The 24,731-nt window shown below is 67.2% G+C and carries 22 protein-coding genes and 2 pseudogenes; 15 read left to right on the forward strand and 9 right to left on the reverse strand.

Annotated features, from left to right (window positions below; all coding sequences use genetic code 11):
- Positions 1-144 precede the first annotated feature (144 nt).
- From GA0070624_RS13075 to GA0070624_RS13090, 4 genes are all read right to left on the reverse strand, one after another.
- Entirely contained in the window at positions 145-840 is a 696-nt protein-coding gene (locus GA0070624_RS13075) for a DUF1775 domain-containing protein (protein WP_245718763.1), read from the reverse strand.
- A gap of 165 nt (positions 841-1,005) precedes the next feature.
- Positions 1,006-1,761 carry a YcnI family protein gene (locus GA0070624_RS13080; protein WP_425413503.1) on the reverse strand — a complete coding sequence of 252 codons (756 nt, stop codon included), beginning with the start codon at positions 1,759-1,761 and terminating at the stop codon, positions 1,006-1,008.
- 533 nt (positions 1,762-2,294) lie between these two features.
- Complete coding sequence (locus tag GA0070624_RS33920; protein ID WP_141714996.1) at positions 2,295-2,789, reverse strand: hypothetical protein; 495 nt, start codon at positions 2,787-2,789, stop codon at positions 2,295-2,297.
- A 1,141-nt stretch (positions 2,790-3,930) separates the two neighbouring features.
- Complete coding sequence (locus GA0070624_RS13090; RefSeq protein WP_091340845.1) at positions 3,931-4,875, reverse strand: beta/gamma crystallin family protein; 945 nt, start codon at positions 4,873-4,875, stop codon at positions 3,931-3,933.
- A 933-nt stretch (positions 4,876-5,808) separates the two neighbouring features.
- On the opposite strand from GA0070624_RS13090, the gene GA0070624_RS13095 reads away from it, so the two are divergent.
- The 3 genes from GA0070624_RS13095 to GA0070624_RS13105 all read left to right on the forward strand — a co-directional run bounded on the left by GA0070624_RS13095 (position 5,809) and on the right by GA0070624_RS13105 (position 7,913).
- On the forward strand, positions 5,809-6,429 hold the full coding sequence (locus tag GA0070624_RS13095) for a hypothetical protein (protein WP_141714997.1): 621 nt from the start codon (positions 5,809-5,811) through the stop codon (positions 6,427-6,429).
- Between the two features lie 461 nt (positions 6,430-6,890).
- Entirely contained in the window at positions 6,891-7,352 is a 462-nt protein-coding gene (locus tag GA0070624_RS13100; protein WP_091340849.1) for a hypothetical protein, read from the forward strand.
- A 318-nt stretch (positions 7,353-7,670) separates the two neighbouring features.
- Positions 7,671-7,913, forward strand: coding sequence for a hypothetical protein (locus GA0070624_RS13105; RefSeq protein ID WP_091340851.1), 243 nt, complete (start codon positions 7,671-7,673; stop codon positions 7,911-7,913).
- A 20-nt stretch (positions 7,914-7,933) separates the two neighbouring features.
- On the opposite strand, the gene GA0070624_RS13110 is transcribed toward GA0070624_RS13105, so the two are convergent.
- Positions 7,934-8,335: a GntR family transcriptional regulator gene (locus tag GA0070624_RS13110; RefSeq protein WP_091340852.1), complete on the reverse strand. Its 402-nt coding sequence runs from the start codon at positions 8,333-8,335 to the stop codon at positions 7,934-7,936.
- Between the two features lie 326 nt (positions 8,336-8,661).
- On the opposite strand from GA0070624_RS13110, the gene GA0070624_RS35695 reads away from it, so the two are divergent.
- The 6 genes and pseudogenes from GA0070624_RS35695 (at position 8,662) to GA0070624_RS36610 (ending at position 16,705) form a co-directional block, all read left to right on the forward strand.
- Positions 8,662-8,841, forward strand: a complete 180-nt coding sequence (locus tag GA0070624_RS35695; protein WP_245718764.1) for a hypothetical protein — start codon at positions 8,662-8,664, stop codon at positions 8,839-8,841.
- A gap of 748 nt (positions 8,842-9,589) precedes the next feature.
- Positions 9,590-10,693, forward strand: a complete 1,104-nt coding sequence (mraY, locus tag GA0070624_RS13125) for a phospho-N-acetylmuramoyl-pentapeptide-transferase (RefSeq protein ID WP_091340855.1) — start codon at positions 9,590-9,592, stop codon at positions 10,691-10,693.
- A 1,577-nt stretch (positions 10,694-12,270) separates the two neighbouring features.
- The gene (locus GA0070624_RS13135) at positions 12,271-13,911 is read left to right on the forward strand and encodes a tetratricopeptide repeat protein (protein ID WP_141714998.1); all 1,641 of its coding nucleotides are present in this window, start codon (positions 12,271-12,273) and stop codon (positions 13,909-13,911) included.
- Positions 13,912-14,179: 268 nt separating this feature from the next.
- Entirely contained in the window at positions 14,180-15,391 is a 1,212-nt protein-coding gene (locus tag GA0070624_RS13140; protein WP_091340860.1) for a helix-turn-helix domain-containing protein, read from the forward strand.
- Between the two features lie 126 nt (positions 15,392-15,517).
- Positions 15,518-15,889, forward strand: a pseudogene (locus tag GA0070624_RS36605) (hypothetical protein); the annotation flags it as partial.
- A 225-nt stretch (positions 15,890-16,114) separates the two neighbouring features.
- Positions 16,115-16,705: a transposase gene (locus GA0070624_RS36610; RefSeq protein ID WP_091348755.1), complete on the forward strand. Its 591-nt coding sequence runs from the start codon at positions 16,115-16,117 to the stop codon at positions 16,703-16,705.
- Between the two features lie 44 nt (positions 16,706-16,749).
- On the opposite strand, the gene GA0070624_RS13160 is transcribed toward GA0070624_RS36610, so the two are convergent.
- Positions 16,750-17,481 carry a Stf0 family sulfotransferase gene (locus tag GA0070624_RS13160; RefSeq protein WP_245719149.1) on the reverse strand — a complete coding sequence of 244 codons (732 nt, stop codon included), beginning with the start codon at positions 17,479-17,481 and terminating at the stop codon, positions 16,750-16,752.
- Between the two features lie 182 nt (positions 17,482-17,663).
- Between GA0070624_RS13160 and GA0070624_RS36820 the strand changes: the two are divergent.
- Positions 17,664-17,986: pseudogene (locus tag GA0070624_RS36820) on the forward strand (IS701 family transposase); the annotation flags it as partial.
- 135 nt (positions 17,987-18,121) lie between these two features.
- Positions 18,122-18,736, forward strand: coding sequence for a dihydrofolate reductase family protein (locus tag GA0070624_RS13170; RefSeq protein WP_091340863.1), 615 nt, complete (start codon positions 18,122-18,124; stop codon positions 18,734-18,736).
- 158 nt (positions 18,737-18,894) lie between these two features.
- On the opposite strand, the gene GA0070624_RS13175 is transcribed toward GA0070624_RS13170, so the two are convergent.
- Both GA0070624_RS13175 and GA0070624_RS13180 read right to left on the reverse strand, forming a co-directional pair.
- Positions 18,895-19,284, reverse strand: coding sequence for a hypothetical protein (locus tag GA0070624_RS13175; protein ID WP_091340865.1), 390 nt, complete (start codon positions 19,282-19,284; stop codon positions 18,895-18,897).
- A gap of 175 nt (positions 19,285-19,459) precedes the next feature.
- The gene (locus GA0070624_RS13180) at positions 19,460-19,825 is read right to left on the reverse strand and encodes an ArsR/SmtB family transcription factor (RefSeq protein WP_091340867.1); all 366 of its coding nucleotides are present in this window, start codon (positions 19,823-19,825) and stop codon (positions 19,460-19,462) included.
- Positions 19,826-20,220: 395 nt separating this feature from the next.
- On the opposite strand from GA0070624_RS13180, the gene GA0070624_RS13185 reads away from it, so the two are divergent.
- The 3 genes from GA0070624_RS13185 to GA0070624_RS13195 all read left to right on the forward strand — a co-directional run bounded on the left by GA0070624_RS13185 (position 20,221) and on the right by GA0070624_RS13195 (position 22,761).
- Entirely contained in the window at positions 20,221-21,039 is an 819-nt protein-coding gene (locus GA0070624_RS13185; protein WP_218105147.1) for a basic amino acid ABC transporter substrate-binding protein, read from the forward strand.
- An 82-nt stretch (positions 21,040-21,121) separates the two neighbouring features.
- A complete protein-coding gene (locus GA0070624_RS13190) occupies positions 21,122-21,916 on the forward strand; it encodes an amino acid ABC transporter permease (protein ID WP_091340870.1) in 795 nt (264 codons plus the stop codon).
- 5 nt (positions 21,917-21,921) lie between these two features.
- Positions 21,922-22,761: an amino acid ABC transporter ATP-binding protein gene (locus GA0070624_RS13195; RefSeq protein ID WP_091340872.1), complete on the forward strand. Its 840-nt coding sequence runs from the start codon at positions 21,922-21,924 to the stop codon at positions 22,759-22,761.
- A 389-nt stretch (positions 22,762-23,150) separates the two neighbouring features.
- Here GA0070624_RS13195 and GA0070624_RS13200 read toward each other — a convergent pair whose 3' ends face one another.
- A complete protein-coding gene (locus GA0070624_RS13200; RefSeq protein WP_245719150.1) occupies positions 23,151-24,062 on the reverse strand; it encodes an NADP-dependent oxidoreductase in 912 nt (303 codons plus the stop codon).
- Between the two features lie 129 nt (positions 24,063-24,191).
- On the opposite strand from GA0070624_RS13200, the gene GA0070624_RS13205 reads away from it, so the two are divergent.
- On the forward strand, positions 24,192-24,635 hold the full coding sequence (locus tag GA0070624_RS13205; protein ID WP_091340876.1) for a winged helix-turn-helix transcriptional regulator: 444 nt from the start codon (positions 24,192-24,194) through the stop codon (positions 24,633-24,635).
- Positions 24,636-24,731 lie beyond the last annotated feature (96 nt).

The raw sequence follows: 24,731 nt of genomic DNA on the forward strand, positions 1-24,731 counted from the left end.
ATTCTCCATTACGACAGGGCGTAGTAGAGTGATGTTGACCTTTGTCACAGTAGTACGCGTAAGGGACCCCGTCTGCCCCTTGATCGATTCGTCTGGGATGAGCGTGAGGACCGGTTCACCGCCCGCCCCGCAGCCTTAGCCGTGCTAGCTCCTCGAACGGCGTCGCCACCGGACGGAGGCGACGATGGCGGCCAGCGCGACCACGACCACGATAAGCAAGATCCATAGGACATTGCTGCCGATCGCGTTGCCGCTGGTTGGGCGGTGGGTGGCGCTCGGCGCGGGCGAGCCGGGTGTGGAAGCTGCGCTGGTGGGGGTCGGCGACGCGCCGGTCGGTACCGCGGCGGGCGGTTTGAGTTTGAGGACCGGGGCGGGGTTGGCGGGCTCGGGCTTGCCAGTTTCGGGGATTTCGATCCACCGGGCCACCGTGCCGTCGCTGTAGGTTTCCAGGGTCTTGAACGGCAGTTCGGTGGCGTTGGACGGCAACTGCGCGACCGTGACGGCCCACACGGCGTCCTGGCCGACCTTCAGCGCTGGTCCGGCCACCGTGAACCCGTCAGGAATGAGAGACAGCTTCCAGTCAGTGGGCGCCTTGGCCAGTCGGACGTCCTGGGGCCCGATCCCGGGTGGAAGGACCACGCGTTCCGACTTGATGCCGGCGCGCGGGGACTCCGCCTCGCCGGTGAACGTGATGGTGACGTCACGGGCCCCAGCCTGAGGGTTGTCGGCCTTGACTTGGACGTGGGCGATGGCGGGTGCGGCGAGTACGAGGGCAGTGGCGACACCAGCCACGGCGGCCACGCCGACACGAACGAGACAAGCTGACCCAGCGATGCCCACTTGCCAAATTTACCCTGATCGTCCCGATCCTTCCGTTTGGTCAGAAAACACGACCACTGGCTCGCCGTATAAGGACGGCTGACCTCGGCAGGGTCCGGCGGAGGTCAACCGGGGCGCGGGGGGTGCCGGCCGCTGCAGACTGGCGGCCGGCATCACGGGAAGGGGTCAGTCCGCCGCAGTGCCAGCGGTGGGTCGACGCCTCCAGGCCAGCAGGCCGAAGGCGAGGCCGGCAAGGCCGGCGGTCAGTCCGGCGATGCCGAAGGTGAGCGCCCAGCCCGACCGGGCGTCGTCCTCGGTGTCCGTGGTGTCGCTGGTCCGGACCGTGGCCACGTTGTTCGAGCCAGCCGCCGCGGTGGCAGCAGCCCCCTCGGCCGGGGCCTTGGCCAGCTTGAGGACCGGGGCAGGGTGCTCTACCTCGGAACCGTCAGTGCTGGGTTCTTCGATCCAGCGAACGACCTCGCCATTCGAGTAGGTCTGCAGCGCCTTGAAGATCATCGTGTCGGCTTCGGGCAGCGGACCGGCGGAGATCTCAAACTCCTGGAACTGGCCCGGCTTGATCGCGTTTGCCTCACCCTCGGCCGTCCACGTGATCTTTGACGGCGCCTCGGTCACCTGGCTGCCATGCATCTCGATCGGCTTCGCGAGCTTGGCCTTGTCGACCTGCACGGTCCATCCCGCCACAGGCCGAACCGACACCGATGCCACCGGCGCGTCGGACGGCAACGTGACCTCAAGCTTGGTCGTGCTGGCGTTGTCCCGCTCGTTCGGCACCCTGAAGGCGAGCTTGGCGTAGCCGCCCTGAGTGGCCTCGCGCGGATTGACCGTCACGTGCGCAGACGCCACGCCGACGCCGATGGTCGCAGCGGCAAGCGCTCCGGCAAGGGTTGCGGCCGCCAGCCTGGCTACCGATCGTGCACGCATCAACAAGACTCCTTGATCCACATATCCGCGCCAGCCGGCCACACCGCCTGCACGAGGTAGCCGGTCGGCCACCGCATGTTGGTCGCAACTCGGGCCGGCCGGGTTCCCGGAGATCCTAAATCCGGCACTTCTGGAGAATGTCCGGCTTCGGAGCGTCCCAGCAGGGACCAGGACGAGCCAGGCGACGAAGCGCGACCCGAAGGTGTGCAGAAGGTGACAGCAAGAGCGGCGGGCTGGGGCGTCTCTGGCCGTCTTGATCTTTGCTGGGCTTCACGCGTCATTTGACCGGATGGAACGCCCCCCGATACGCCCCCGGACCGCGAGCGACGCTGGGTGGCGGCTGGACTTGGCGGGACCAGAAAAGATTCGGCCCCTGACCGCTTCTCTGCTGGTCAGGGGCCGATCTCGCACCTGGTGGCGGGTAGAGGATTCGAACCTCTGTAGCTTTCGCGACGGATTTACAGTGCGTCCCCAAACCGGCCGCCGGTGCCGTTCGACCTGCAGCTTGTCGACGCCGCCGCCGCATCTGGGCGCTAGGCGGGTTGTTGAGACGTGAGTAGTCGAGACAGGTGGGGCGCCATGTGGCGGATGATCAGCCCGTGCGGGTCGTGATACCCAAGAACAATGTCGGGTTCGTCGTCAGCGTCTGCATCCCCGTCGCCGATCTGCTTGTGACTGACGGGGCCTTCGGGTGCCTTCGCGGCACCAAGGGTCAAGTCGATATTTAGGCGCTGCACGTCATCGTCGGTCTGCGCGAACGGTTCGCTGGTGATCACGGCGAGAGTTGACTCGGCCGCTCCATGATTCGACGGCAAGCTGGCGGCGGACGGGGTCGGCTTCGAGACCAGGCAGCGGCATGCTCGACCGCGAGCGTGCAGCGCTCGCGCGAGCTGACCGGCGAAGGCAAGGTGCGATTCCGGACAACGGACCGCCACGCGCAGACCCCTGCCGACCGCCGCGACCACGATCGCATCGGCAACGGCCGAGAGCACCTCCCGCTCGCGCGCGATCGAGGAAAGATCAGGCACAATAAGACCCTTCCACCCAGACATACCATCACCAGCCGCCCTAACACGTGATGACGATGCCGCCTGGGTATTGCAGGTCTGGCCCCGGCTACGCCGCCGGCGCGACTTCCATCCCTGCTACCAGCACAAGCGCTACGAACGCTAGTGCTCGTTACACCGTCCTAATAGACGGGACGTGCCGACACGCTGTACAGCTCGGAAGTACAGCAACGGACCCAACCGCTGGAGTCTCAGTCCGACCCGGCCGAGGCTCGTGCCTGCTCATGGAGCTCTCAGCGACTGCCTCGCCGGAAATCCATAGGTTCAGGACCAGGGCCAGGACGAGAGCAGCAGCTGCCATACCTGATGATCGGCCCCTCGCAAGTGGCTTGGCCGGCGAGATGGCCAGGCCTTACCCCAGCTCACGGGCGCATCGTGTCGGGAGAGTCGAGAACTGCATCTGCCAGCTTCGCCGGGAACATACGCTTCACGCTCGCGGTATACCCGCTCCCGTCCAGAGGTCGGGTTACCCGGTCACCATCAACCCGTACCGGGATGGAGACACCCGACACAACCCCTGGCTGCGGTGCACCTTCGCACTCGGCCCAGGCGAACGACGTGGAACCTTCCCGGCCAAGTAGTCGGACCTTGCACGTACCCAGGCCGCTGATCAACTCGGCAGGCAGAAGCGACGCGATCCGCTCCTCCTCAGCCCGAACGGCAGCCGTGCTGCGATCAGGCAGCACGTACTGCGGCTCAGAACAGCCGGGAAGTAAGGCGACCGCCAACCCGAGCCAGACGACGTATCGACGTGCCACCCATCGATCATCCCACCTTCTGCAGGTGGACATCGCCCCGCAAGCAGCCAACCGAGCAGCCAAGCCGGCGAGCGAGGATGAACGATTACATACCCGGACACCACCTAACGCCTGCGAAGCAACCGCCGGAGCAGGAGCCTGGAACCGACTCGTAATGCGTAGGTCCGTCTGACACCCACGGCTGACATCAACTGCCGCGGACGACGCGGGACGGACACGTGCCCACCACGGCGCTGGCCAGGACGTGGCGGGCGACGATGGACGGTCGGCACATGCGGGAAGGGTCGGGGATGCTGATCAAGTCGAATTGCGGTCCGTCAGCGAACTCCTCGACATCGCCTGCCCTACCCCCAGGGGCCGCAGTACCAGCCCATTTTGGTCCAAGGCGTCGATCCCCAGGTCCGGACAGATGAGGCGCGGTCATTCCATGCCTCGTTGTGCACGCGCCAGAGCTGTCGTTCGCCACCACCGGTGATGGTGATGGAGTTGCCGACGAAGCCGACGTGCTCGTAAAGGACGGTCACCTCGGTGCGGACCATCTCGACCGAGGAGATCTTGTCATTCCAGTCGTCGCCGGAGAATATGCCACCGAAGTGCTCATTCTTGAGGTTCGAGATCGCGCCCTGCCCGGCTTCCAGCTCGAGCCGTTCACCCACGAAGTCAGGGTGCTCGTAGAAGTTCGTGTGCTCGATGGGCGCCGGAAGCGGCACGAGGACGCACGGACCGACCACAACAGGGGTCGGGACAGGTGTCGGGGGAGGCGTGAAGTTGGTGGGTCCGAGGTCGGTGCCAAAGCCACCTGGGCGGCCGGTGTTGGTGGTGGTGACGGTAGGGATGGTCGGGTCGGTGGTTTCCTTCATTATCGTGTTGTTCGAGCTGGCCATCGACGACAAGTAGGACGTCTGCCACCAGTTCTCCATCACCGCCCGGTCGTCGATGGCCAGGATGTGGTCTCTGCCGGTGGCGACGAAGTGCAGCTCGGTCCCGTCGAAGCGGGTGATGTCCTGTGGGTCGTAGAGCGTCCCGCGCAACAGGACCGGCAGCCTGGGCACTCTGTGAACGGGCTTCGGTGGCGCGGTGCTAGGCCTGGCCGAAAACGTCTGCACATCGATGCGCTCACCGCGCTTGCGGGAGGAGGATGCTCTCGCCTGCCTGGCGAACACCTCAATCAGGACATCGAGGGCGTCGACCTTCTGCTTCTTGAGATCGGCGACGACGTCCTCACGGCTGACGTCGCCAGATGCGACCGCTGAAATGAGGCCCATCAGGTCATCGCGCTTCTTTGCCATACCGGTACCCCCTCGCATCCTGAAGGGCAAGTGCGGCCACGCCGGCAAGGAGGCCGCCAATTCCGCTTTCGCCCAAGACCGTCTGCCACCAGCTCCTCTTCGCGCCAGCCGGCGACGACGGCGCAGGTAGGCGTGACGTATCACCTAGCCTGAGGTTACGGGGTAGACGTGGACGGGCGGGCTAGCGAGTCACGTTTCTGACTTCAGCTCTTTGAACCAGCGACGAACCGATCAAAGCGCCAGCTCCGATAGACGACTGCGGCGCAAGCCGGCCAACAGGCGGCTCGCGAATGGCGCAGGTCGGGCAAGTGTCGCTGGCCGCACCTTCGGACTGGCGCGATGATCAGGTACCTACAGCCACGCAGGCTTGCTTGGCGGTGATTCATCACGCCGAGCACGACGCATATCAACCGATCGGCAACGCTGCACAAGATCCGGACTATCCACGGAATGATCTCGGATCACGCGACTAGAGCAGGCCGCATTAGGTAACAGTCCGCGGAGGCAGTAGGCGGCTAGCCCTTTCCTAAACCGTGTGTCAGCGTGGCAAGACCGTTGTGGCCGCGGCCCGGGTAGGAAGGCCGATGCCATGGCTCAGCCGGCCGAGACGTCTGGCCGACGGAACAACTCGCGGCGGAGGACACGGCGTCCGGTTGCGTGATGCTGTCACAGTCCATTGCTGGATACCGCTTCCCAACAGGGGACGCCACCACAGCACCCCGCCTTTCCTCGCGCCTGCCGCCTCCCGCCTGACCTGTCGCCGTGCCGTTGACGCTGCGTTGACGCGGTCCGAGTTGACTCATCCCTGGCCCGGAGGCAGGCCCGCCGCCCGGGAGGGGATGAGGGCTGGACGTGGCTGGAAATCACGATGATTCGGCTCTCGAGGCAGCCCGACGAGCAGCATGCTGCTCTGCCAGTAAAGGAGACGAGATGATGACGAACAACGTAATGAACCGCCTTCGCCCTGGATCGCTGGGACGGTCGCGCTGGCTGACCGCTCTGGCAGCGCTCGCCGCTGGACTGGTCGTCGGTGGCGCCGGGATCGCGTACGCCGCGATTCCTGATCCGGACGGAACCATCCACGGCTGTCTCAACCAGGCAGGAGTGCTGCGGGTCATCGACCCGGCCGCCGGGGACACCTGCAAGGGCTCTGAGACGCCACTCGACTTCAACCAGCAGGGACAGGTCGGACCTCCCGGTCCGGCAGGGCCATCGGGTCCTCCCGGACCACAGGGGCCGACGGGACCTGCCGGGCCGGCGGGAGTGAGCGGCTACGAGGTCGTCCAGTCCGACAGCCCCGCGAACACCTTCGACGAGAAGGCCCACGCAGCGACCTGCCCGGCCGGCAAGCAGGCCGTAGGCGGTGGCGCCTTCGTCAAGTTCGACAGCGGCCTATCTGGCACTGCCAACCATGTTGTGATGCACGCGAGCGTCCCGTTCACCGTTAACCAGCCCAACGACAGTTGGTTGGTGCAGGCTTTCGAGGGGGAACCGGACAACTTCACCGTCTGGCACCTGGTCGTCGAGGCGGTCTGCGTCACCGCGGGAGTGTGAGCGTCGGTCCCATGATCATCGGTGGTGGCCCTGGGGGTCGTTCCCGGGGCCCAACCGATGCCGCCGCTCGTGCCACCACAGTGCGTGGGAGACCGGATGTTGGACGTGGCGTCCAAGCGGATGGAGCGTCGTGTGTTGCAGGCAGAAGCAGTTGCAGGGCATGCCAAATCCGTGCCAGGTCGACAGGTGCCGTCGGGGGTTTGACGGGGACTGGCGGGGAGAGTGACTGTCTGGCCGCAGGCCAGGGCGACGCCAGGCTAGGGCGGTTCGAGAGTGCCCCCCTGGCAGTGTGGGAGTCAGTCAACGGCTTCCGACAGCAACCGGCCCGCATGAAGACAGCCGTAGGCGGTGGGCGGCGGAGAGTCACCGAGGTCGCGGACGCGTACGCAAACCTCTGGACGAGGCGCCCAGAACTTACAACGAGGGATCGCGCTCGGCGCTGACCGCCTAGTGTTCGCGCCGTGAACCTCACGATCGACGAGAGCAGCCGCCAGGTACGAGAGTTCGTCTGCCAATGCTGCAACACGCCAGCGGACCGGACTTGGGCCAACATCTACGAGGGCCACACCGCTCTAGCCGCCTACTTCGCGAGTTGCTACCACCACAACGGGGTTCACGAGGTCTGGATCGATGCCATCTTGGGGAGCTGGGGCCACGACCGCTTCGACGATCACATCACCTTCGGCTGCCGAGTTGGCCCTGTAGTCGGCTCACCGACGCCTGCTGCGACGCTCGTCAACGGTGGCGAGGTTGCAGGCGATAGTCCGATCTTCGGTCGCAAGCTCAGCCGTGAAGAGGGGCTGAGCCACCCTCGGCTCTCTGAGTTCTGGCAGGTCGTCGACTTGATTCTGGAGCAGGACGACCTCGTGCGCCGCCACGTATACGGGCCGGTGGCACAGGATGGTGCGCAGCCCGCCGAGTAACGCCGCCCGCTCGTCGACGAGTAGCCACGCGAGTAGCCAAGGCAGTTCATCCCGGCGGACAGCTTCGTACGTTGGCGGATTCGTTGAGCAGCGCCGGGCGAGATTGACCCGGCCTCGCCCGCTGCTGGCAGTGTGGGGCACATACGGGGCACAAGACACTGTGAAACGTCGTGAACTAGCCATCAACGATGGCAGCCCGAGACGCGGTGTGGGCAGGCGTCGGGAGCCGTTCCAGCTGGTGGCGAGGCAGCGGCTCTAAGTTCCGCTTCAACGTCTGAACGCCATAGCATGCTGTCTGATGATCCCGTCTTCACCGCAGTGCTCGACAGCCTGCTCGACTGTCTGGCGTTCTTCGAGCTGTGCGACGACGAGACACTCCACCCGGACATCGCTGTTCAGCAGCTCGAGGACGCGGCCGACCGCCTCAGCCGCCCAGAGCCGTCCGACCGGGCACGTCTAGCCGCGGCCATCGCCGCCAGAGCAGAGATCATCCGACCTCAGTACCGCCAGTTTGTAGAGGAGACGCCGGCGGCGTTCGGCCTCCTGGACGAGGACGACTGATCCGAGCACCGCCGCCCAGGTCAGCGGCCGACGCGGATGCGGTCGGCCGGGTACAGCTCGCGGGAGCCATCGGCTCGGAAGACCACGAGCACCGGGACGCCTTCGCCGATTTCCAGTTCCCGCCGCTCGGCGGGGGTGGGCATTCGGGCGGACGCGGTGTCGCCCTTGAGGAGGGTCACCGTCTCGGTTGGCTCGGTGGTGCGGACGAAGGTGCCGCGCGGGGGTTGCACGATCACGAGCCCTTCCGACCGGAGTAGCGCTATCGCCTGTCGGACGCTCGTGCGGCTCAATCCGTACTCCTGAGCCAGCCGCAGCTCACTCGGCAGCGACGCGCCGGGCGCGAGGTCGCCGGACGTAATCCGGCCCCGCAGAAGGTCTGCGAGCTGCCGGAATACGGCCCGATCCGAGCTGGGGTCGATCACGTACGTGACGCTACGTGTCCAACAGCTCTACATCTTATTGTATCTACAGTCCTACGTCGTTATGGTGAACGAGCAGGTGCGGCGGTCGGATGACCAGTGAAGGCCCGGCCGCCGCGCCCTCGAATCATGCCGATTGGAGATCCGGTGCCGCGCGTCTCGTATGAGGAGTACCTGATCGCCGTTGCCCTCACCCTTGCCCGCCGGCACCGGCCGGTGTGGTGCTGGCAGAAGTGGCAGCGAATCTGCCGCTGCGGCGCTGACCTGCCATGCCGTGCCCGCCACCGCATCCCGATCAACCGCGGCCACTGGCCGGGAGAGGAGGCCCAGTGAACGACAACCAGGAGCAACGGATCCTCGCCGTGCACGTCCGAGGGCTTGACGGAACCTGCGTCGGCTGCCAGCTGTGGTGGTCACGGCTGACGCCGTACCCGTGCTGGCAGGTGGAGTGGGCGACCAGCCGACGCGCCCGGGCGATCACTGCGCGCTTCCTCGGCGGGATCCGGTGACCGCCCACGGCCCGGTTGCGCCGCTGTGGACGTGCGGCGGGTGCTCCGTGCCCTGGCCCTGTCCGACCCGCAAGCGGGAACTCCGCGCCGAGTACGCCGGCGCCCCGGTGTCCCTCGCGCTCTACCTCGGCGCGCACCTGGTAAGCGCAGCCGAAGACCTGCACTGGATCTCGGGTGGCGCACTGCACCGCAGGTTCCTTGGCTGGATCCGAGAAGCCGACCAGGTGACGCCAGCAGTACAGCACCGAAGTACAGCAACCGTGCCAGCCACATGGCACCGAGACGAGCCGGAGCAACCCGTCTGACCTCGGAAGATGCCCCCACCACACCCCCTCGCCGAGAGTTCACACCGAAGAGGTCACTGGTTCGATCGTATTCGGCCGCGCTGTCATACCTCACCCTGAACGCCATGACGCTCGGCCGTGTACCGCTCCTGGACAGATTGCATCGCGCACCACGGTCGACAAGGGACCGCGTCGTTTGGGCTGTCTCCGCCGCTTCGGACACAAGTTGAACCTCGGGCCTGGCGCTGCAAGATCGTCGTCGGATTCGTGTCGGCGAGTTACGAACCACGGCGCTGTGAGGTCCAGGGCTGCTCCGCTCGCCGTCGGATGGCAAGCTCGTGTCTCATGATCCATGACTTCGCTAAGGACTATCTGCACCGCCAGCTCAGGTCGATACGTCCGGCGCTGATCTGGAAGCTCGGTGGGGACGCCGTTAGAAATCCGGATCGTGTGGAGGTTCGCCCGTGAGGGCGGTCATCGTCGCGGCCGCGGTCGCGTTCATCATCTCCCTGTTCGGCACGCCGGTGGCGATTCGCGTCTTCACCGCGCTCAAGGCCGGCCAGCCGATCCGATCCATCGGGCTCGCCAGCAACCAGGGCAAGAAGGGCACGCCCACGATGGGCGGCGTCGTCTTCATCGTGGCGACCGTCTTCGCCTACGTCGCCGGGCATCTCGCCCTGACCACCCTGCCCGAGCGGCAGATCGCGCAGGAGGGGCCGACCATGACGGCCCTGGTGCTGCTCGGGCTGTTCGTCTTCTGCGGCGCGGTCGGCTTCTTCGACGACTTCCTCAAGGTGCGCTGGCGCAACTCCGACGGACTGTCCGCCAAAGGCAAGCTGCTCGGCCAGGCGATCGTCGGCGGCGGGTTCGGCATCGCCGCGCTCTACGTGCCGAGCACCAACGGCCAGACCGTGGCCAGCGAGCACATTTCGCTCATCCGCGACATCAGCTGGCTGAACGTCGGCAAGGTCGGCGCGGTCATGGTCTTCGTCTTCGTGATCATGGCGATGTCGAACGGCGTGAACCTCACCGACGGCCTCGACGGCCTGGCCACCGGCGCGTCGATCCTGGTGTTCGGCGCGTACGCGCTGATCGGCTTCTGGCAGTACCGGCACTGGTGCGCCGACGACGCGTACGGCCGCGTGAACGACTACTGCTACCAGGTCCGGGATCCGCTGGAGATCGCCATGATCGCGGCGGCGGCGGCCGGCGCCTGCGTGGGCTTCCTGTGGTGGAACACGTCCCCGGCGCGGATCTTCATGGGTGACGTGGGCTCGCTCGGGCTCGGCGGCCTGATCGGCGGGCTCGCGGTGGCAACCCGCACCACGCTGCTTTCGATCATGATCGGCGGGCTCTTCGTCATCATCACGACGACCTGGGTGATCCAGATCGTCTCGTTCCGGACCACCGGTAGACGTGTCTTCCGCATGGTGCCGTTGCACCACCACTTCGAGTTGGCCGGATGGAGCGAGGTCAATATTGTGGTCCGGTTTTGGATCGTGGCCGGCGTCTGCGTGGCGGTCGGCCTAGGCTTGTTCTACTCGGATTTCTTGGCGGTCGTTGGATAAAAGCCACGCGACAAGCCTGTGTCGTGCCACCGACGGTGATCCGCCGGGCAGCCTGGTTCCCCACCGGGGTGCCATCGCCTGGCAGCAGCATTGCCTAAGCCGGTCGCGGCCAGACCCCTCGGTCGCTGTGTCAGCAAGAAGTCAGCAAGAGGTCTGGCGTCATCCATCACGGGGCGACCTCCGGCGGCGACTGGAGCGCACGCGACGACATCACGTGGTATCGGCTGTGAACTGGCGACAGGCGAGATCGACGTTCACACCGAAGAGGTCACTGGTTCGATCCCAGTATCGCCCACCATAAATAGATAAAGCTCAACGTCCCTCGATCGAGGGGCGTTGACTCGTCTCAAGGGATCAACGGCTTCCTGGCCGGGACAGGCCGGGACAGGCCGGCGGAGTTGTTCAAACTTTCTGTACGTCTTCAAGGCGGCCCGAAACGGGCCGCACGCGCCGCCGCCTGGGCGCGCGCCGGCCGCTGCCGCTGTCGCTCTGCGGCCGTCACGCCTGACGCCCGGCGGCTGACGCGGAGAGCGGGGAGCCCGGAGGGCCGCCGCAGTATGACAGGCCGTTGACCGTGATGTGGTGGGCCGGCAGCCGGCCGGACCGCGCGGCCAGCAGCCGCGCGGCGTAGGGGAGGGCACGCCGGCCGCGTCGGCGAGCTGGCGGCGGTCACGAGGTCGCGGCTACTGCGCCTCCGGCGGGGGCACACCGGCTCCGGGATAGCCGGGGCACCGCCGGCCGGCGGCCCGCTCCACAGGAGCATCGGGATGGAACAGCGGGTGGCCTGTAACGCGTCGTAGTTCGACTTCGACCGTGCGGAGGTAGACGACGAGGGCCTTGTGGTGCTTGCGCGATCACCCAATACTGCGGTCGTGTGGGCCGCCTTGTTGATTCTGCTGAGCACCTATTTTGTCCTGAGCCAGGTCGGCGTCGCCGACGGCGGCGCGGCGTTCTGGGCGCTCACGGCGGCGGCATTGTTCGCCGTGTTGCTGCTCTGGCGCGCCGCGCGCAATAGCGTCGTACCCGAACTGGAGCCTGTCCCTCGTTCGAAGCTGGCACGTCGCGTACTGGCGCTGGTCGTCCTGACCTATCTCAGCACATCCCTGGTGAGCGGGCTCGTCGCCGGTTTCGCGCCAGCGGTTCCGCCCGGTGGTTCTCCTGATCACGCCATTGCCATCAACCTGCGGTTGAACACCACCGTAGGGTGGCCCATCATCATGATCATCATCTTCCAACTGGGACGCCTGTCTGGGACATGGCTGGCCGTCAGGAGACCTTTTCGATGGCTCGGGTCGATATCCGTGATTCCGGCCCTGGTCTCATTAGCGCTGCACCCTGTGGCCATTGCCTTTTCCCAGAGGTACGACAGCATCCCACCGCGTAGCCTCGTAGAGACAGCTCCGCGGATGGTCGCCGGAACCGTCCTGATCTTCTGCGCCCTGGCCCTCGGCAATCTGAGCCGGCGAGAATCGCTGAGACGGCCTGGGTCTGTGGCGAGCCGCGATGGTGGCACCAACCCTGGTGAGGGCGACACCGGCCAAGTCGTCGCGCCGAATCGAGCCACCGAGGGTGGGCCGATGACGAGGCACGCGGAGTCCGATGCCGGTGTGGCGCGAGCCAGCGTGCTGCTGGAGGTCGGCCGGATCGAGGCCGCACGGCGGGAGATCGCGGCCGTGCTGGCCGGCGATCCGGACAACGTCGAGGCGCTGTACGTGTTGGCCCGCTCGTACCAGGCGGAGGACGAGTTCGCCGCCATGCAGGACGCGGCGGCGCGGGCCGTTGCGGTCGCGCCCGGACAGCACGAGGGTCACCTGCTGCTCGCGTTCGCCCAGATCGGTGTGGAAGACCCGACGGCGGCACGAGCCAGCGCGCTGGAGACGATCCGTCTGGCGCCCGAGGATTGGCGCGGGTACGCCGCGCTTGCGCTCGCCTCGCTCAACCTCGGGCAGCCGCGCCGCGCGTTCCGGACGATCAAGCGGGCGGTGGGTCTGGCCCCGGAGTCGGCCGGCCCGCACTACATCCGGGCACTCATGTTCCACTCGATCGGCTGGAACCTGTTCGCCAGTCGGTCGTACCGCCGGGCGCTGGCGCTCGACCCGGAGCACAAGGCGGCGCTCACCGGGCTCGGTCGCGTCGCGGCCACCCGAGGGTGGCTGGCGGCCGCCGCCGGGCATGTCAGCGCGGTACTGGCCGCGGAACCGACCAACCATGCCGCCCGCACCGAACTGGATCGGGTGGTCATCGGCGGCTTCGTTGGTTGGGCGATGATGTCGGTCTGGACGGCCGGCTTCTTCGGCATGTTCGCCATGCTTCCGTGGATGTGGCTGCTGGCGCTGCTGCCGCCCGCGCTGTGGTTGCTGTTGGCCGCCCGGACTTGGCGCGCCCTCTCCCCGGGCGCGCGGGTATACGCCGAACACGTGGTCCGCACGGACATCCGGGCCCGCGTGCGCCTGTTCGGGCTGGCACTGTGCGCGCTCACCGCAGCCGGGCTGATCATCAACGCGCTGCGCCAGGATCCGGACCGGCCGCCGTCGGCCGCCATGGCGGTCGTGATGGTGGCGCACTTCCTGACGCTGATCGTCAGCGCGGCGGCGTTTGTCACCGTCGACCGCAAGGTCTCCGGCCCGCCGCCCCCCGCGCCCGGATCCTCCTCAGGGCCGGGCACTTCCCCGGCGGGTGCTTCGCCGGCGGGCGTTCGGCAGGCAGCCGCCTCGGGGCCGGCCCCCTCCACGTTCGCGCAACCGCGGGCCACCGACCTGCTCGCCGAGCAGCGCGAGGGGTCCCACGCGGGCCGGTGGGCGATGCGGCTGGCCCGTGCCGGAGCGCTGTTCGCGGTGGTGCCGCTCTTGGTGAGCGCGGATCCGCCGGCGCCGTGGCCGAGCCGGGCGATCGTCGGCACCATCGCGCTTGCCGGGTTCCTCGGTTACGGCGCGTGGTCGCGGCGCCGGCTCATTCTCCGCCCCGGCCGGCAGAACGCCGCGCTCGGGATGCTGCTCGGCCCGCTGACCCTGGCCGCGCTGGTGGAGCTGGTCGCCATCGCGTTGGCCGCGGTCCTACCGTCCTCCGCGATGCCACTGCCGGAGATTGTCGCCGTGCCGGCGGTCCTGGCCACCTGCGCGGGCCTGGTGGCCTGGCTGGGTTGGTTGCTCTTCGCCGGCGCCCGTGGCCTCGCCCGCCTCGCCCTCAACTCACGCCAAGATTCCTCACATCGCCTTTAAGTAGCTCTATATCGACAGTTTCCGTCCTTCCGAGCACGACGACCCGGTTAGTTTGTGCTATCCGCCCACCCAGTTCGGTAGCGTTCGACATCCATTGGCAGCTTGTACGCGGATCCCCCGACGGGGGTCAGCGCCAGTTGGTCGATGAGTTGGTGGGTGGGCTATCGGCAGGGTCAAGGGGTTACCAGGTGCTTTGCCCGTGGGTACCGTGGGGCACGACGGCGGCCAAGTGGCCTGCGATGCATCCCGCGCTATGAGGAGGTTCGGGATGGACCCGATGCCGGAGCTGACCTTCGGGCAGCGACTCAAGGTCTACCGTGAACGCTCGGGTAAGACGCGCGCCGTGCTCGGCGGGTTGGTCGGCCGTAGCGCCGAGTGGGTCAAGGCCGTCGAGACCGACCGCATCCTGCCGCCGCGGATCCACATGCTCGATCGCATCGCCCGCGCCCTCAAGGTCGACGTATCCGTCCTGATCGGGGAGTTGAGCGATCGATCTGAGGTCGTCAACGGGCCGGAGCATCCGGCGCTCGCCTCGGTCCGCGACGCCGTCAACCGCTTCACGTTGTCCGACGGATTGTCACCGCAGCCACTGGAGCAGATCAGGGCCCGGCTCAGCGCAGCCTGGCGGGCACGTCACCAGGCGTCAGACCACCGGACGGTGCTCGGCGCTCTGCTGCCGGACCTGGTCCGGGACGCGCAATACGCAGCGCTGACGTACGAAGGTGACGAGCGGCGCCAGGCACATGTACTGCTCGCCGAAGTGCTCGGCCTAGCCCAGATGTTCCTCGCCTACCAGCCCGCCGCCGAACTCCTGTGGCGCGTGGCTGACCGGGCAATGGTGGCGGCGCAGGAGTCGGGAGACCCGGAGGCGCTGGCCTGCGCGGGGTGGTTCCTGTGTCAGGTGCACCGGGACGCCGGGGACTGGGACAGCGCCATGGCGGTCACGCTCGACCTGGTCTCGGCGTTGGAAGCGCGGGCGGCCGATGCTAATGGGAACTTGCTCGCGCTCTGGGGTGCCCTGAACTTCGAAGCGGCCTACACCGCCGCTCGGGCCGGCGAGGAGGGCCATGCCTGGCGGTACTGGGATCAGGCGGACCGGGTGGCCCGGCGACTGCCGAAGGGCTTTTACCAGCGGCAGACGTCGTTCTCGCGGGTCATCATGGGCGCCCACGCCGTGACTGTCGCCGTCGAGTTGCAGAAGGTCGGTGAGGCGGTGCGGCAGGCCAACCGTCTCGACCCGGCGGCGATCCCGTCGAAGCCGCGTCGGGCACGGCACCTGATCGAGGTGGCCCGCGGCCACTACGGCAAGGGCGACAAGGCGGCCACCGTGGCGACTCTTCGCGAGGCATACGAGTCCGCGCCGGAGACGATCCGCTTCAACGGCTACGCCCGGCAGATCACCCTCGACCTGCTGGACGGCCCCCGGGCCGTGCGCAATGACGTTCACGACCTCGCGCTGAAGGTCGGCCTCGTCAGCTGATTTAGGGGTAGGAACCTTACCCCTGCCGCACCGTAACGCTACGTAGGTTCCCCCTCACGGGATGCGGCGGGCGGTGCGGATTCGCCTGGTCGCCGCGTCCCTCTCAGGTGGGGGCGTGAAGCCCTCGTGACTGACGAGGGGGCATCCGGTGCGGCGCGTCATGTACGAGGAGTACCTGGTCGCCGTCGCCATGACCCTCGCCCGACGGCATCGGCCCGTCTGGTCCTGGCGGCGGTGCCAGCGGATCTGCCGCTGCGGAGCCGACCTGCCGTGCCATGCCCGACACCGCATCCCGATCAACCGAGACCACTGGCCGCGGGAGGAGGCGCGGTGAACGACGACCAGGAGCAGAGCGTCCTCGCCGTACACGTCCGAGGAGTCGACGGCATGTGTGCCGGCTGCCGCGCCTGGTGGTCACGCCTGGCTCCGTACCCGTGCTGGCAGGTCGAATGGGCGACCAGCCGGCAGGCCCGAGCCATCACCGTGCGCTTTCAAGGACCAACCGTGACCACCCACGGCCCGGTCACGCCGATCTGGACCTGCGGCGGCTGCGACGCCCCCTGGCCCTGCCTGACCCGCCGTCGCGAGCTACGTGCCGAGTTCGCCGACGCTCCGGTTTCCCTCGCGCTCTACCTCGGCTCTCATCCCATCCCGGCCGCCAAGGATCTTCAGTGGATCCCGGCTGGTGAGCTACACCGCAGGTTCCTCGAGTCCACGGCCAAGATGCGACGGATCCCTGAACCTCTACGAACACCCGCCCACGGACGGGCGGTGATCTGCGTCGACGAGTTCGGGCCGCTGAACCTGCAAGCGCGCCCCGGACGCGCCTGGCGATCCCAGGGCCAGCCAGCGCGGCTGCGGGTCACCTACGCCCCCGACCAGGGTGTGGCACATGATTGCTGCCCTCGACCTGGCACCGGGCGACTGCACTACCGCATCCGTGACCGCAAGCGCTGGCGCGAGTTTCTAGCCTTCATCAAGACCCTGCGCCGCCGCTGGCCCGAGCAGCGCCTATGCCTGATCCTGCACAACTTCTCCCCGCACAAGCACCCCGAGGCCCGCGCCTGGTGCGCCGCCAACCACGTCGAACTGGTCTTCCTGCCCACCTACGCGTCCTGGCTGAACTGGATCGAAGCCGAGTTCGCCGCGGTGCGGTACTTCGCCCCCAACGGCACCGACCACCGCAGCCACGCCGAGCAGGACGCCGCCATCGGCGACTACATCCGCTGGCGCAACGAACGAGCCCGACCCAAAACCGGATTCGCTACCGAATCCAAGATCCGCCACCCGGATTACCCGTTCAAGGCTGCATGACGGTGCACTAGACTAGCGGGAGACGCTCGGGTAGGACCGACGGTTCAGCGAGACTTAAATCTCGTTATCCAGTCTGCGTTGAGTTGATCGGCCTGTCGATGGTGCCCGACCCTCAGTTGCCGATCCGGCGGAACATTCAGACCGAGATAGTCGAGCACCTTTTGTGCTGTGCGGAGCGGATCTGCCGCCAACTCCTCATACGTCACCTCGCAAGGCACGATGCTGTGAGAGGCGAACCAGACTGTCCAGTCCGCCTCGGATCTCTCGATCGTGGCGACAAGTCGACCAATCAGCTCTTCATCGTAATGAGGATCCTGACCTCCGGGCGCGACGGCTTCGCCCGGATGCCAGAAATGGGTTTGCAGTGACTTTGCCCACGACACCGCCTGGGCCACGACGTCGCGTCGCCGCAGGTGAACGAATCTGAGTTGACCCAACTGGGCGCTCAATAGGTCTACATCCGTCACCGCTGGTATAGATGCGGCGGCGGCAAGGCCACTTATCAGTTCCGGCAGCGTCTCTGCCATGATCCTCCCGCCGAAGACACCGTTCGAAGTCTTGCCGGCGGTTAGCGCCGCTCGAACGAACGCTTCGTCGATCCGTCCATCACGCGGTCGGGCTATACGCCAGTCGTCGGCGTACTCGTTCAAACTCTTGCGATTGAAGTAGGAGGCTGGGTGGCCAGCAACCCCGGACGAGTCCAGCAGACCGCACAGCAAAGTACTTCCCGAGCGCGGCGTCGCGCAGATCAGGTACGAGTCAAAATCTGGGTGCATCACAGTGGAAGACGGTAGACAAGCGTTGACCTGGGACCAATCCAATTCCCGCACGTCGGTCGAGTTGGCGGTGGATGGTCTTGAGGGCGTGGCGCAGGTCATCGGGGTCGGCGGCGGTGAGTACGGCAGCCGCCGTTGGCGGTCTGACCTCGCGGGATGTGCCTGACCCGGTGTGAGATGGACGGTGCCAGGCCCGGCTCTACACCGCGATCGCGCGTCACACCGTGCTGGTCATGGCCGCCCTCGCGATCTGCGCCGTCGTGGCCGCCCGCCTCAAAGACCGCACCAACACCCAGGCGCCAGCACCGAACACGCCCGACCAACCGCCGCCCCCGAACCCGGGATGATCCCGCTGACCGTCCCCGAGGTGAAACGGCTACTCGCCGACGCCATCGGGCACCCGAACCCGCCCGACCACCACACGCACTGGCGCAACTGGCGACGCCACCAAGCCCGCTCACGCTGGTACCACCAACGCATGCGACTCAACCGTGACTATGCCCTGGTCATCGCGACTTTGCCGATGTGTACGAGCTCGAACTGCCGACTCTCCATCGGACGGATCTGTGGCCGGCCGATGAGTTTGGGATGCTGCGCAGGTCTAGCTACCGACACCATCTGACTGGAAGGGATCACCGCGATGGCAAAGGTCATCTCCACGCTGTTCATCTCGGCCGACGGTGTGGCCGAGATCGACCCCGATTGGCACTTCCCGTACTTCGACGAGAACATGGGCCGCGCCGTCGGCGAGGACTATGACACCGCTGACGTGCTGCTCATCGGCCGGGAGACCTACGACAGCTTCGCCGGAGCATGGCCCGACCGCGAGGCGGCGGGTGGGGACGACGCACCGTTCGCCAAGCAACTCGGGGACGTGCGCAAGGTGGTCGTCTCGCGCCAGCCGCTGGAGTTCTCCTGGCGCAACTCCGAGCTGATCAAGGGCGATCTCCTCGATGCCGTCACCTCGCTCAAGGCCGATGCTGGTATCAGAGGCATCCTCATCCCCGGCTCGATCTCCGTGGTGCAGCAGCTGCTCGCCGCGGGGCTGGTCGATGAGCTGCGCCTGCTGGTGCACCCGGTGGCGGCGCGTAAGGGCCGCAGGCTGTTCGACGATGGCGATGCGCCGTACCACCTGAGGATGACGGCGACTGAGGCGTTTCCGACGGGCGTAATCCGGGTGATCTACGCGCCGACCGAGGCACCCACCAAGGTCGGCTACGACGAGGTCAAGGACCAGGTGCCCGGCGGGAAATAGCCGCCTTCTCGGGGAGGATTGCCGCACCGGGCCACATCCGTCGGTCGGCGATGTGCTCACCTCATACCGCCCCGAGTGGAGCGCGATCTGCGGACGAACATCTCACGTCCCGGCAGCCCAGTGGTCACCTAGCGGCGACTGCGGGATCCGAGTCTGCATTAGGTCGACTCGCCAAAGTCGTTGAGGTCCAGGTCCGCTGGACAGCCGAAGTCCGCCCCGCAGACCGTGATCGTCGCGGTGGCTGGCTCGGCGCGAACCCACGCCGTGAGGCAACCGGCCGTGAACCGGTGGCGCGAAGCGCCCGGTTCAGCTATCCAGCCGGCGTCTACCACGACGTCGACGAGCTGCTCAGCCGTTGCGCCGGCGGCGTCGACCGCGTGCAGCGCGTGCTGACCGCTGAAGACCGCCATGTCGAGGGTGGGGCTCACCGCATCGATCCCGCCCGCCCGGCGGGGCCAGGGCGTCGGAAACCGGGCGGCTGGAGCGCCGTCGCCGGCGAGGAGCCGGTCGAGGTCGTACGCCGCCAGCTCGTCGTCCCGGCGGATCACGACGAGCCGGCGATGCGGCCACCGCTGGACGGCGGGCGTGTCCCCAGTGTGGGCGACACCGGGTACGCGAGGAGCGCGTTCGCCGGCACGCGGACGGACGCCACGAGGCGAGGGGTGATGCGCACCGGATCATCCTGCCAGCCCTCTATGACGGCGCGGTCCTCGACAGTGCCGCTCAGCGAGCCCTCTTCGTCGCCCGCTTGCGGGGCGGCGTCAACAGGTCGGCTATCGCCGCGATCGCGGACGGCACCAGGCGGTAGTACGCCCAGACGCCGCGCTTCTCGCGCTCGAGCAGGCCGGCCTCGGTGAGGATCCGAAGGTGATGGCTCACGGTCGGCTGGGAGAGACCAAGCGGCGCGGTGAGGTCACTTACGGACGCCTCGCCCTCCGGAGCGGACTGGATCAGACTGAGTAGTCGCAGTCGGGCCGGGTCGGCGAATGCCTTCAGCACTCCCGCGAGCCGCTCGGCATCGGCACGCTTAATCGGCTCGCCAGCAAGCGGCGAGATAGCAGGCATTTTTGCAGTTCCCACGCCCTCCATCGTTCCACCAACACCATCGATAGGCCGGTGGAACCGGGACCATGACCCCGATGGCGATCGCGAGGCCGGTTGCGAGGGAAGCTGGGGGCCGGGGCGGCGAGGTTACGAACAGCCGCTGCCCATCCTCGAGGCGTCATGGACGCTGGGACCGCGTGACACGTTCGTGTCAACGCCGCGACCGCGATGCTCGAACAGATGCGCGAGCTGGCTATGAGGACTGAAGCCCAGGCCATCCTGCGCTGCTGCGCCCACGGGCTGACCGACTCGGGCATCGACTCAACGACTCGGCGTGATCTAGGAACGGCTCTTCAGATCAGGTACCGTCCCCTGTCACATCGTCTATGCACCAACCCGGGCCGCCCGTCATACGGGCGCGGAACTGGAGGGACACAGCCGTGAGGTTCCATAGCGCCGTCCGCAAGGCTGGCCTCATCGTGGCGATTGCCGCCCTCGCAGCGAGCGCGGGATGCGCCAAGAAGGAGGAGGGCGAGGTCCAGGCGAGCGGGGTCAAGCTCATCGAGAAGGGCAAGTTGACCGTCTGCACCCACCTGCCGTACGCGCCGTTCCAGTCCAAGGATCCCAGCGGCAAGGTGGTCGGGTTCGACGTCGACGTGATGGACCTGGTCGCCAAGGAGCTGGGCGTCGAGCAGGCGATCGTCGATACGCCGTTCGAGGGGATCAAGTCCGGCCAGGACCTGAACACGGGCAAGTGTGACGCGGCCGCTGCCGGTATGACGATCACCGAGGAACGGCAGAAGGTGATGAACTTCTCCAATCCGTACTTCGACGCGACTCAGGCGATGTTGGTCAAGACCGGCAAGCCGTACAAGTCGCTCGACGACCTCAAGGGCAAGAAGCTCGGCGTCCAGGCCGCGACGACCGGCCGTGACTACGCCAAGAAGTTCGCCGACGAGAAGGGCCTGCAGCTCGTCGAGTTCGAGGACCTTGCCGCCGAGCAGCAGGCCCTGGCCAACGGCCAGATCGAGGCCGCCATCAACGACCTGCCGGTCTGGACCGAGTACATCAAGGAGCACCCGGGCGGATTCGAGGTGGCGGCCGAGTTCGACACCGGCGAGCAGTACGGATTCTCGGTGAAGAAGGACAGCAACCCGGAACTGCTCAAGAAGATCAACGAGGTGCTGGCCAAGGCCAAGCAGGACGGCACGTACGACAAGATCTACGAGAAGTGGATCGGCAAGCTGCCGAACTCGTGATTCACACTCCTGACCGGAGGGCGCGCGCCTGGCGCGCGCCCTCCGCGTCGGCAACCTCCGCACAGTCAAGGAGCGTCGAACCGTGAAGCTGCGACGCCGCCAGCGAGAGCGGCTGTCCCTCTGGCTCCAGTACCTGGCCTTTGTCGCCATCATTGCCGTGGTGATCTTTGCCGCGGACTGGGGCAGGCTGAGGGACGCGTTCTTCCGCGTCGACATCATCGAGTCGATGTTCCCGACGATCATCACCGTCGCGCTGCGCAACACGATCCTTTACACGCTGGGTGCGTTCGCCTTCGGCCTAGTGTTCGGCACCCTCCTCGCGCTGATGCGGCTGTCCCGGGTGGCTCCGTACCGCTGGGTGGCGACGGCGTACATCGAGCTGTTCCGGGGTCTGCCCGCGCTGCTGGTGCTCTTCCTCGTCGGGTACGGCATTCCCATCGCCTTCCCGGAGCGGGAAATTCCGGGCGGCGTGTTCGGGTCGATCACGATCGGTCTCGGGTTGACCGCCGCGGCGTACATGGCCGAGACCATCCGGGCCGGCATCCAGGCCGTGCCGAAGGGACAGATGGAGGCGGCGCGCACCCTCGGCATGTCGCACTTCACCGCGATGCGCACCATCGTCATCCCGCAGGCGTTCCGGATCGTGATCCCGCCGCTGACGAACGAACTCATCCTGCTCACCAAGGACTCGTCGCTCGCCTACGTGCTCGGCGTGACGGCGCAGACCATCGAGGTCACCAAGTTCGGTCGGGACACGCTGAACGATCGGGTGAACGCCACCCCGCTGCTGGTGGCCGGCTTCACCTACCTGGTCATCACCCTGCCCCTTTCTCAGGTGGTACGGCGCCTCGAACTCCGCTACGCCAAGGCTCGGTGACCCACATGACGACTACCCAACCCCGGCCCGCCGTTGAGATCCGCGACCTGCACAAATCCTTCGGGCCGCTCGAAGTGCTCAAGGGCATCGACTTCGAGGTCGGCCACGGCGAGGTGGTTTGCGTCATCGGGCCGTCCGGGTCCGGCAAATCGACGCTGCTGCGGTGCGTCAACCTGCTGGAGGAGCCGACCGCCGGCAAGATCTGGGTGAACGGGATCGAGATGACCGACCCGGATGTCGAGATCGACTCGGTACGCCGCGGCATCGGTATGGTCTTCCAGTCGTTCAACCTCTTCCCGCATCTGACCGTGCTGGGCAACCTCACCATCGCCCAGCGCCGAGTGCTCCGGCGCGGCCGCGCCGAGGCCGAGCGGATCGCGCGGGACAACCTCGAGCGGGTCGGACTGACCGACAAGGCCGGCGCGTTCCCGGCGCAGCTCTCCGGCGGTCAGCAGCAGCGGGCGGCGATCGCCCGATCGCTGTCGATGGACCCGAAGCTGATGCTCTTCGACGAGCCGACCTCCGCGCTCGATCCGGAACTGGTCGGCGACGTCCTCACCGTAATGCGCAAACTGGCCGAGGACGGCATGACGATGATGGTGGTGACCCACGAGATGGCGTTCGCCCGGGACGTCGCCGACCGGGTCGTGTTCATGGACGGCGGCGTGGTGGTCGAGCAGGGGCCGCCGCAGGAGGTGCTCGGCGCGCCGCGGCACGAACGGACCCGCTCGTTCCTCTCTCGGGTCCTCGACCCGACCCATGTCGCGCAGCTTGGTCAGCCCGACCAGTCCGCCGAGCCACCCGAGCCGCCTAGCCTGCCGGCCGACGACCGCCACAACCTGTGACAGCCGCTCATCCTGACTCTGCGTGCGACAGGCACGCACATGCGGCCTGACCCACTCAACCCGCGAGTCAAATAACCCTTGGCCGTTCGACGGGGGGCGTCCGCAACTGCCGAGATCAGTGCGCTTCGCTGCGGGCGAAGACCGGCACCATCCGCCCCCCGGCGTCGGGCATCCTCCGGGCCGGGCGTCGGGTGCTGACGAAGCTCTGTCGATGTCTGAAGTTGGCAAGGATGTCCGTAGTTCGCTGCACGAGGTCGGGCCGATGAGGTTTGGCGTTCCTGGCTGGGCACGACGGGCGCGTCCAGCCAGGAACTTGCCCGGCTACGGGAGCAGGCGGTTGATCAGCCCGAAGGCGTGGCTGGTCGGATGGTCGAGCTGGCTGTTGCTGATCAGGGCTGGAGCACGTAGCGACCGCGCACCCCGCCCTTGGCCATGGCCCGGTGGGCGTCCGCTACCTGGTCCAGCGGCATGACCGTGTGCACTCGGGCTGGCAGTTCGCCGGACGCGGTGCGGGCGAGCAGGTCGCCCAATCGCGGGCCGTCTGGGTGCGTTACCACGACGGCTACGGTGATCCCGCGCTCCGTGGCCGGCACGGCGTTCGGCCGGACGCCGACGAACGCCCCGCCGTCGCGGACCAAGGCGAGACCCTGCTCCTGCAGTGCGGCACCATCGGCGACCGCGTCCCAGCCCGGCTCGGCGTGTGTGGTGAAGCCAGCGCCGAGGCTGTGGACGAACTCCTCGTCCTCGGCTCGGGCCAGGCCGGTCACCCACCAGCCGCGATCCTGCGCGAGCGAGGCGACGTACCCCCCGACTGCGCCGGCCGCCCCGGTCACCAGCAGTCGGTTTCCGCCGGTGGGCGCGTCGCCGAGCAGGTCGACGATCTGCGCCGCAGCCAGCCCGTTGAGCGGTACCGTCGACGCCGCGACCAGGTCCAGCCCGTCGGGCACGACGGCGAGGTCGGCGGCCGGCACGACAAGCTGCTCGGCGTAGGTGCCGAAGTCGCGGTCGAACCCGACCACCAGACCGGCGACCGGGGTACCGACGGCCAGGTCCACGCCGGGGCCGGTGGCGACGACGATGCCGGCGAAGTCCCAACCCAGGCCGGTATGCTCCGGCTGATTGATCAGTCCCATGGCGTGGAAGAAGCCACTCGCGACCCCGAGGTCGACGGGGTTGACCGGTGCAGCCGCGATCTCCACCCGGACCTCGCCGAGCCCGGGCTCGACGACGGGAACGTCGATGATCTCGATCGCGCCAGGTCCGCCCGAGGTGCGGACGACGGCGGTGCGGAAGGTGGGCATGCTCAAGGTTTCGCTCCTTGTGGCTTGTCTTCAACGGTTGTCCTGCACCTACCGTGGATGGGTAACTCCCCAACGGGAAGTAGGCACTTGGGAGTGCGTAGGTCACCACTCGGTAGGAAGGAGCGACCGATGCCAACGCAGACGGCGGCCCAGAAGCGGGCACAGGCGCGGGCGGACTACGACGCGTTCCTGGCCGGCTGCCCCAGCCACCAGCTAGTCGACCGGATCTCCGATAAGTGGGTCGCGCTGATCCTGGCCGCGCTCGGCAGCGACGGCCCGGACCGCCCCCGGGGCGACTGCGTCGGCGATCCGCGGGCGATGCGCTACTCCGAGTTATCCCGCCGGCTGGCCGGAGTCAGCCAGAAGATGCTCACCCAAACCCTGCGCTCCCTTGAGCGCGACGGCCTGGTCACCCGCACCGTGACGCCGACCGTGCCGGTGACTGTCACATATGAGCTGACCGACCTCGGTCTCTCGCTCCATCACCTGATGCGCGGCATCAAGGAATGGGCCGAGGCGCACATGGACGAGGTGCACGCCAATCGCGAGCAGTATGACACCCGCGTCGCCTGAACGCTGACCATCAGCGCACCGGAGGCCGTCACATCAACCCCGCCTGGATCCCCACCGTCAATCTGCACCTGACGGCTGCGGCCATTGGACTTTGAT

Origin of the sequence: Micromonospora rhizosphaerae (assembly GCF_900091465.1) — a bacterium.
GTDB classification, from domain to species: domain Bacteria; phylum Actinomycetota; class Actinomycetes; order Mycobacteriales; family Micromonosporaceae; genus Micromonospora; species Micromonospora rhizosphaerae.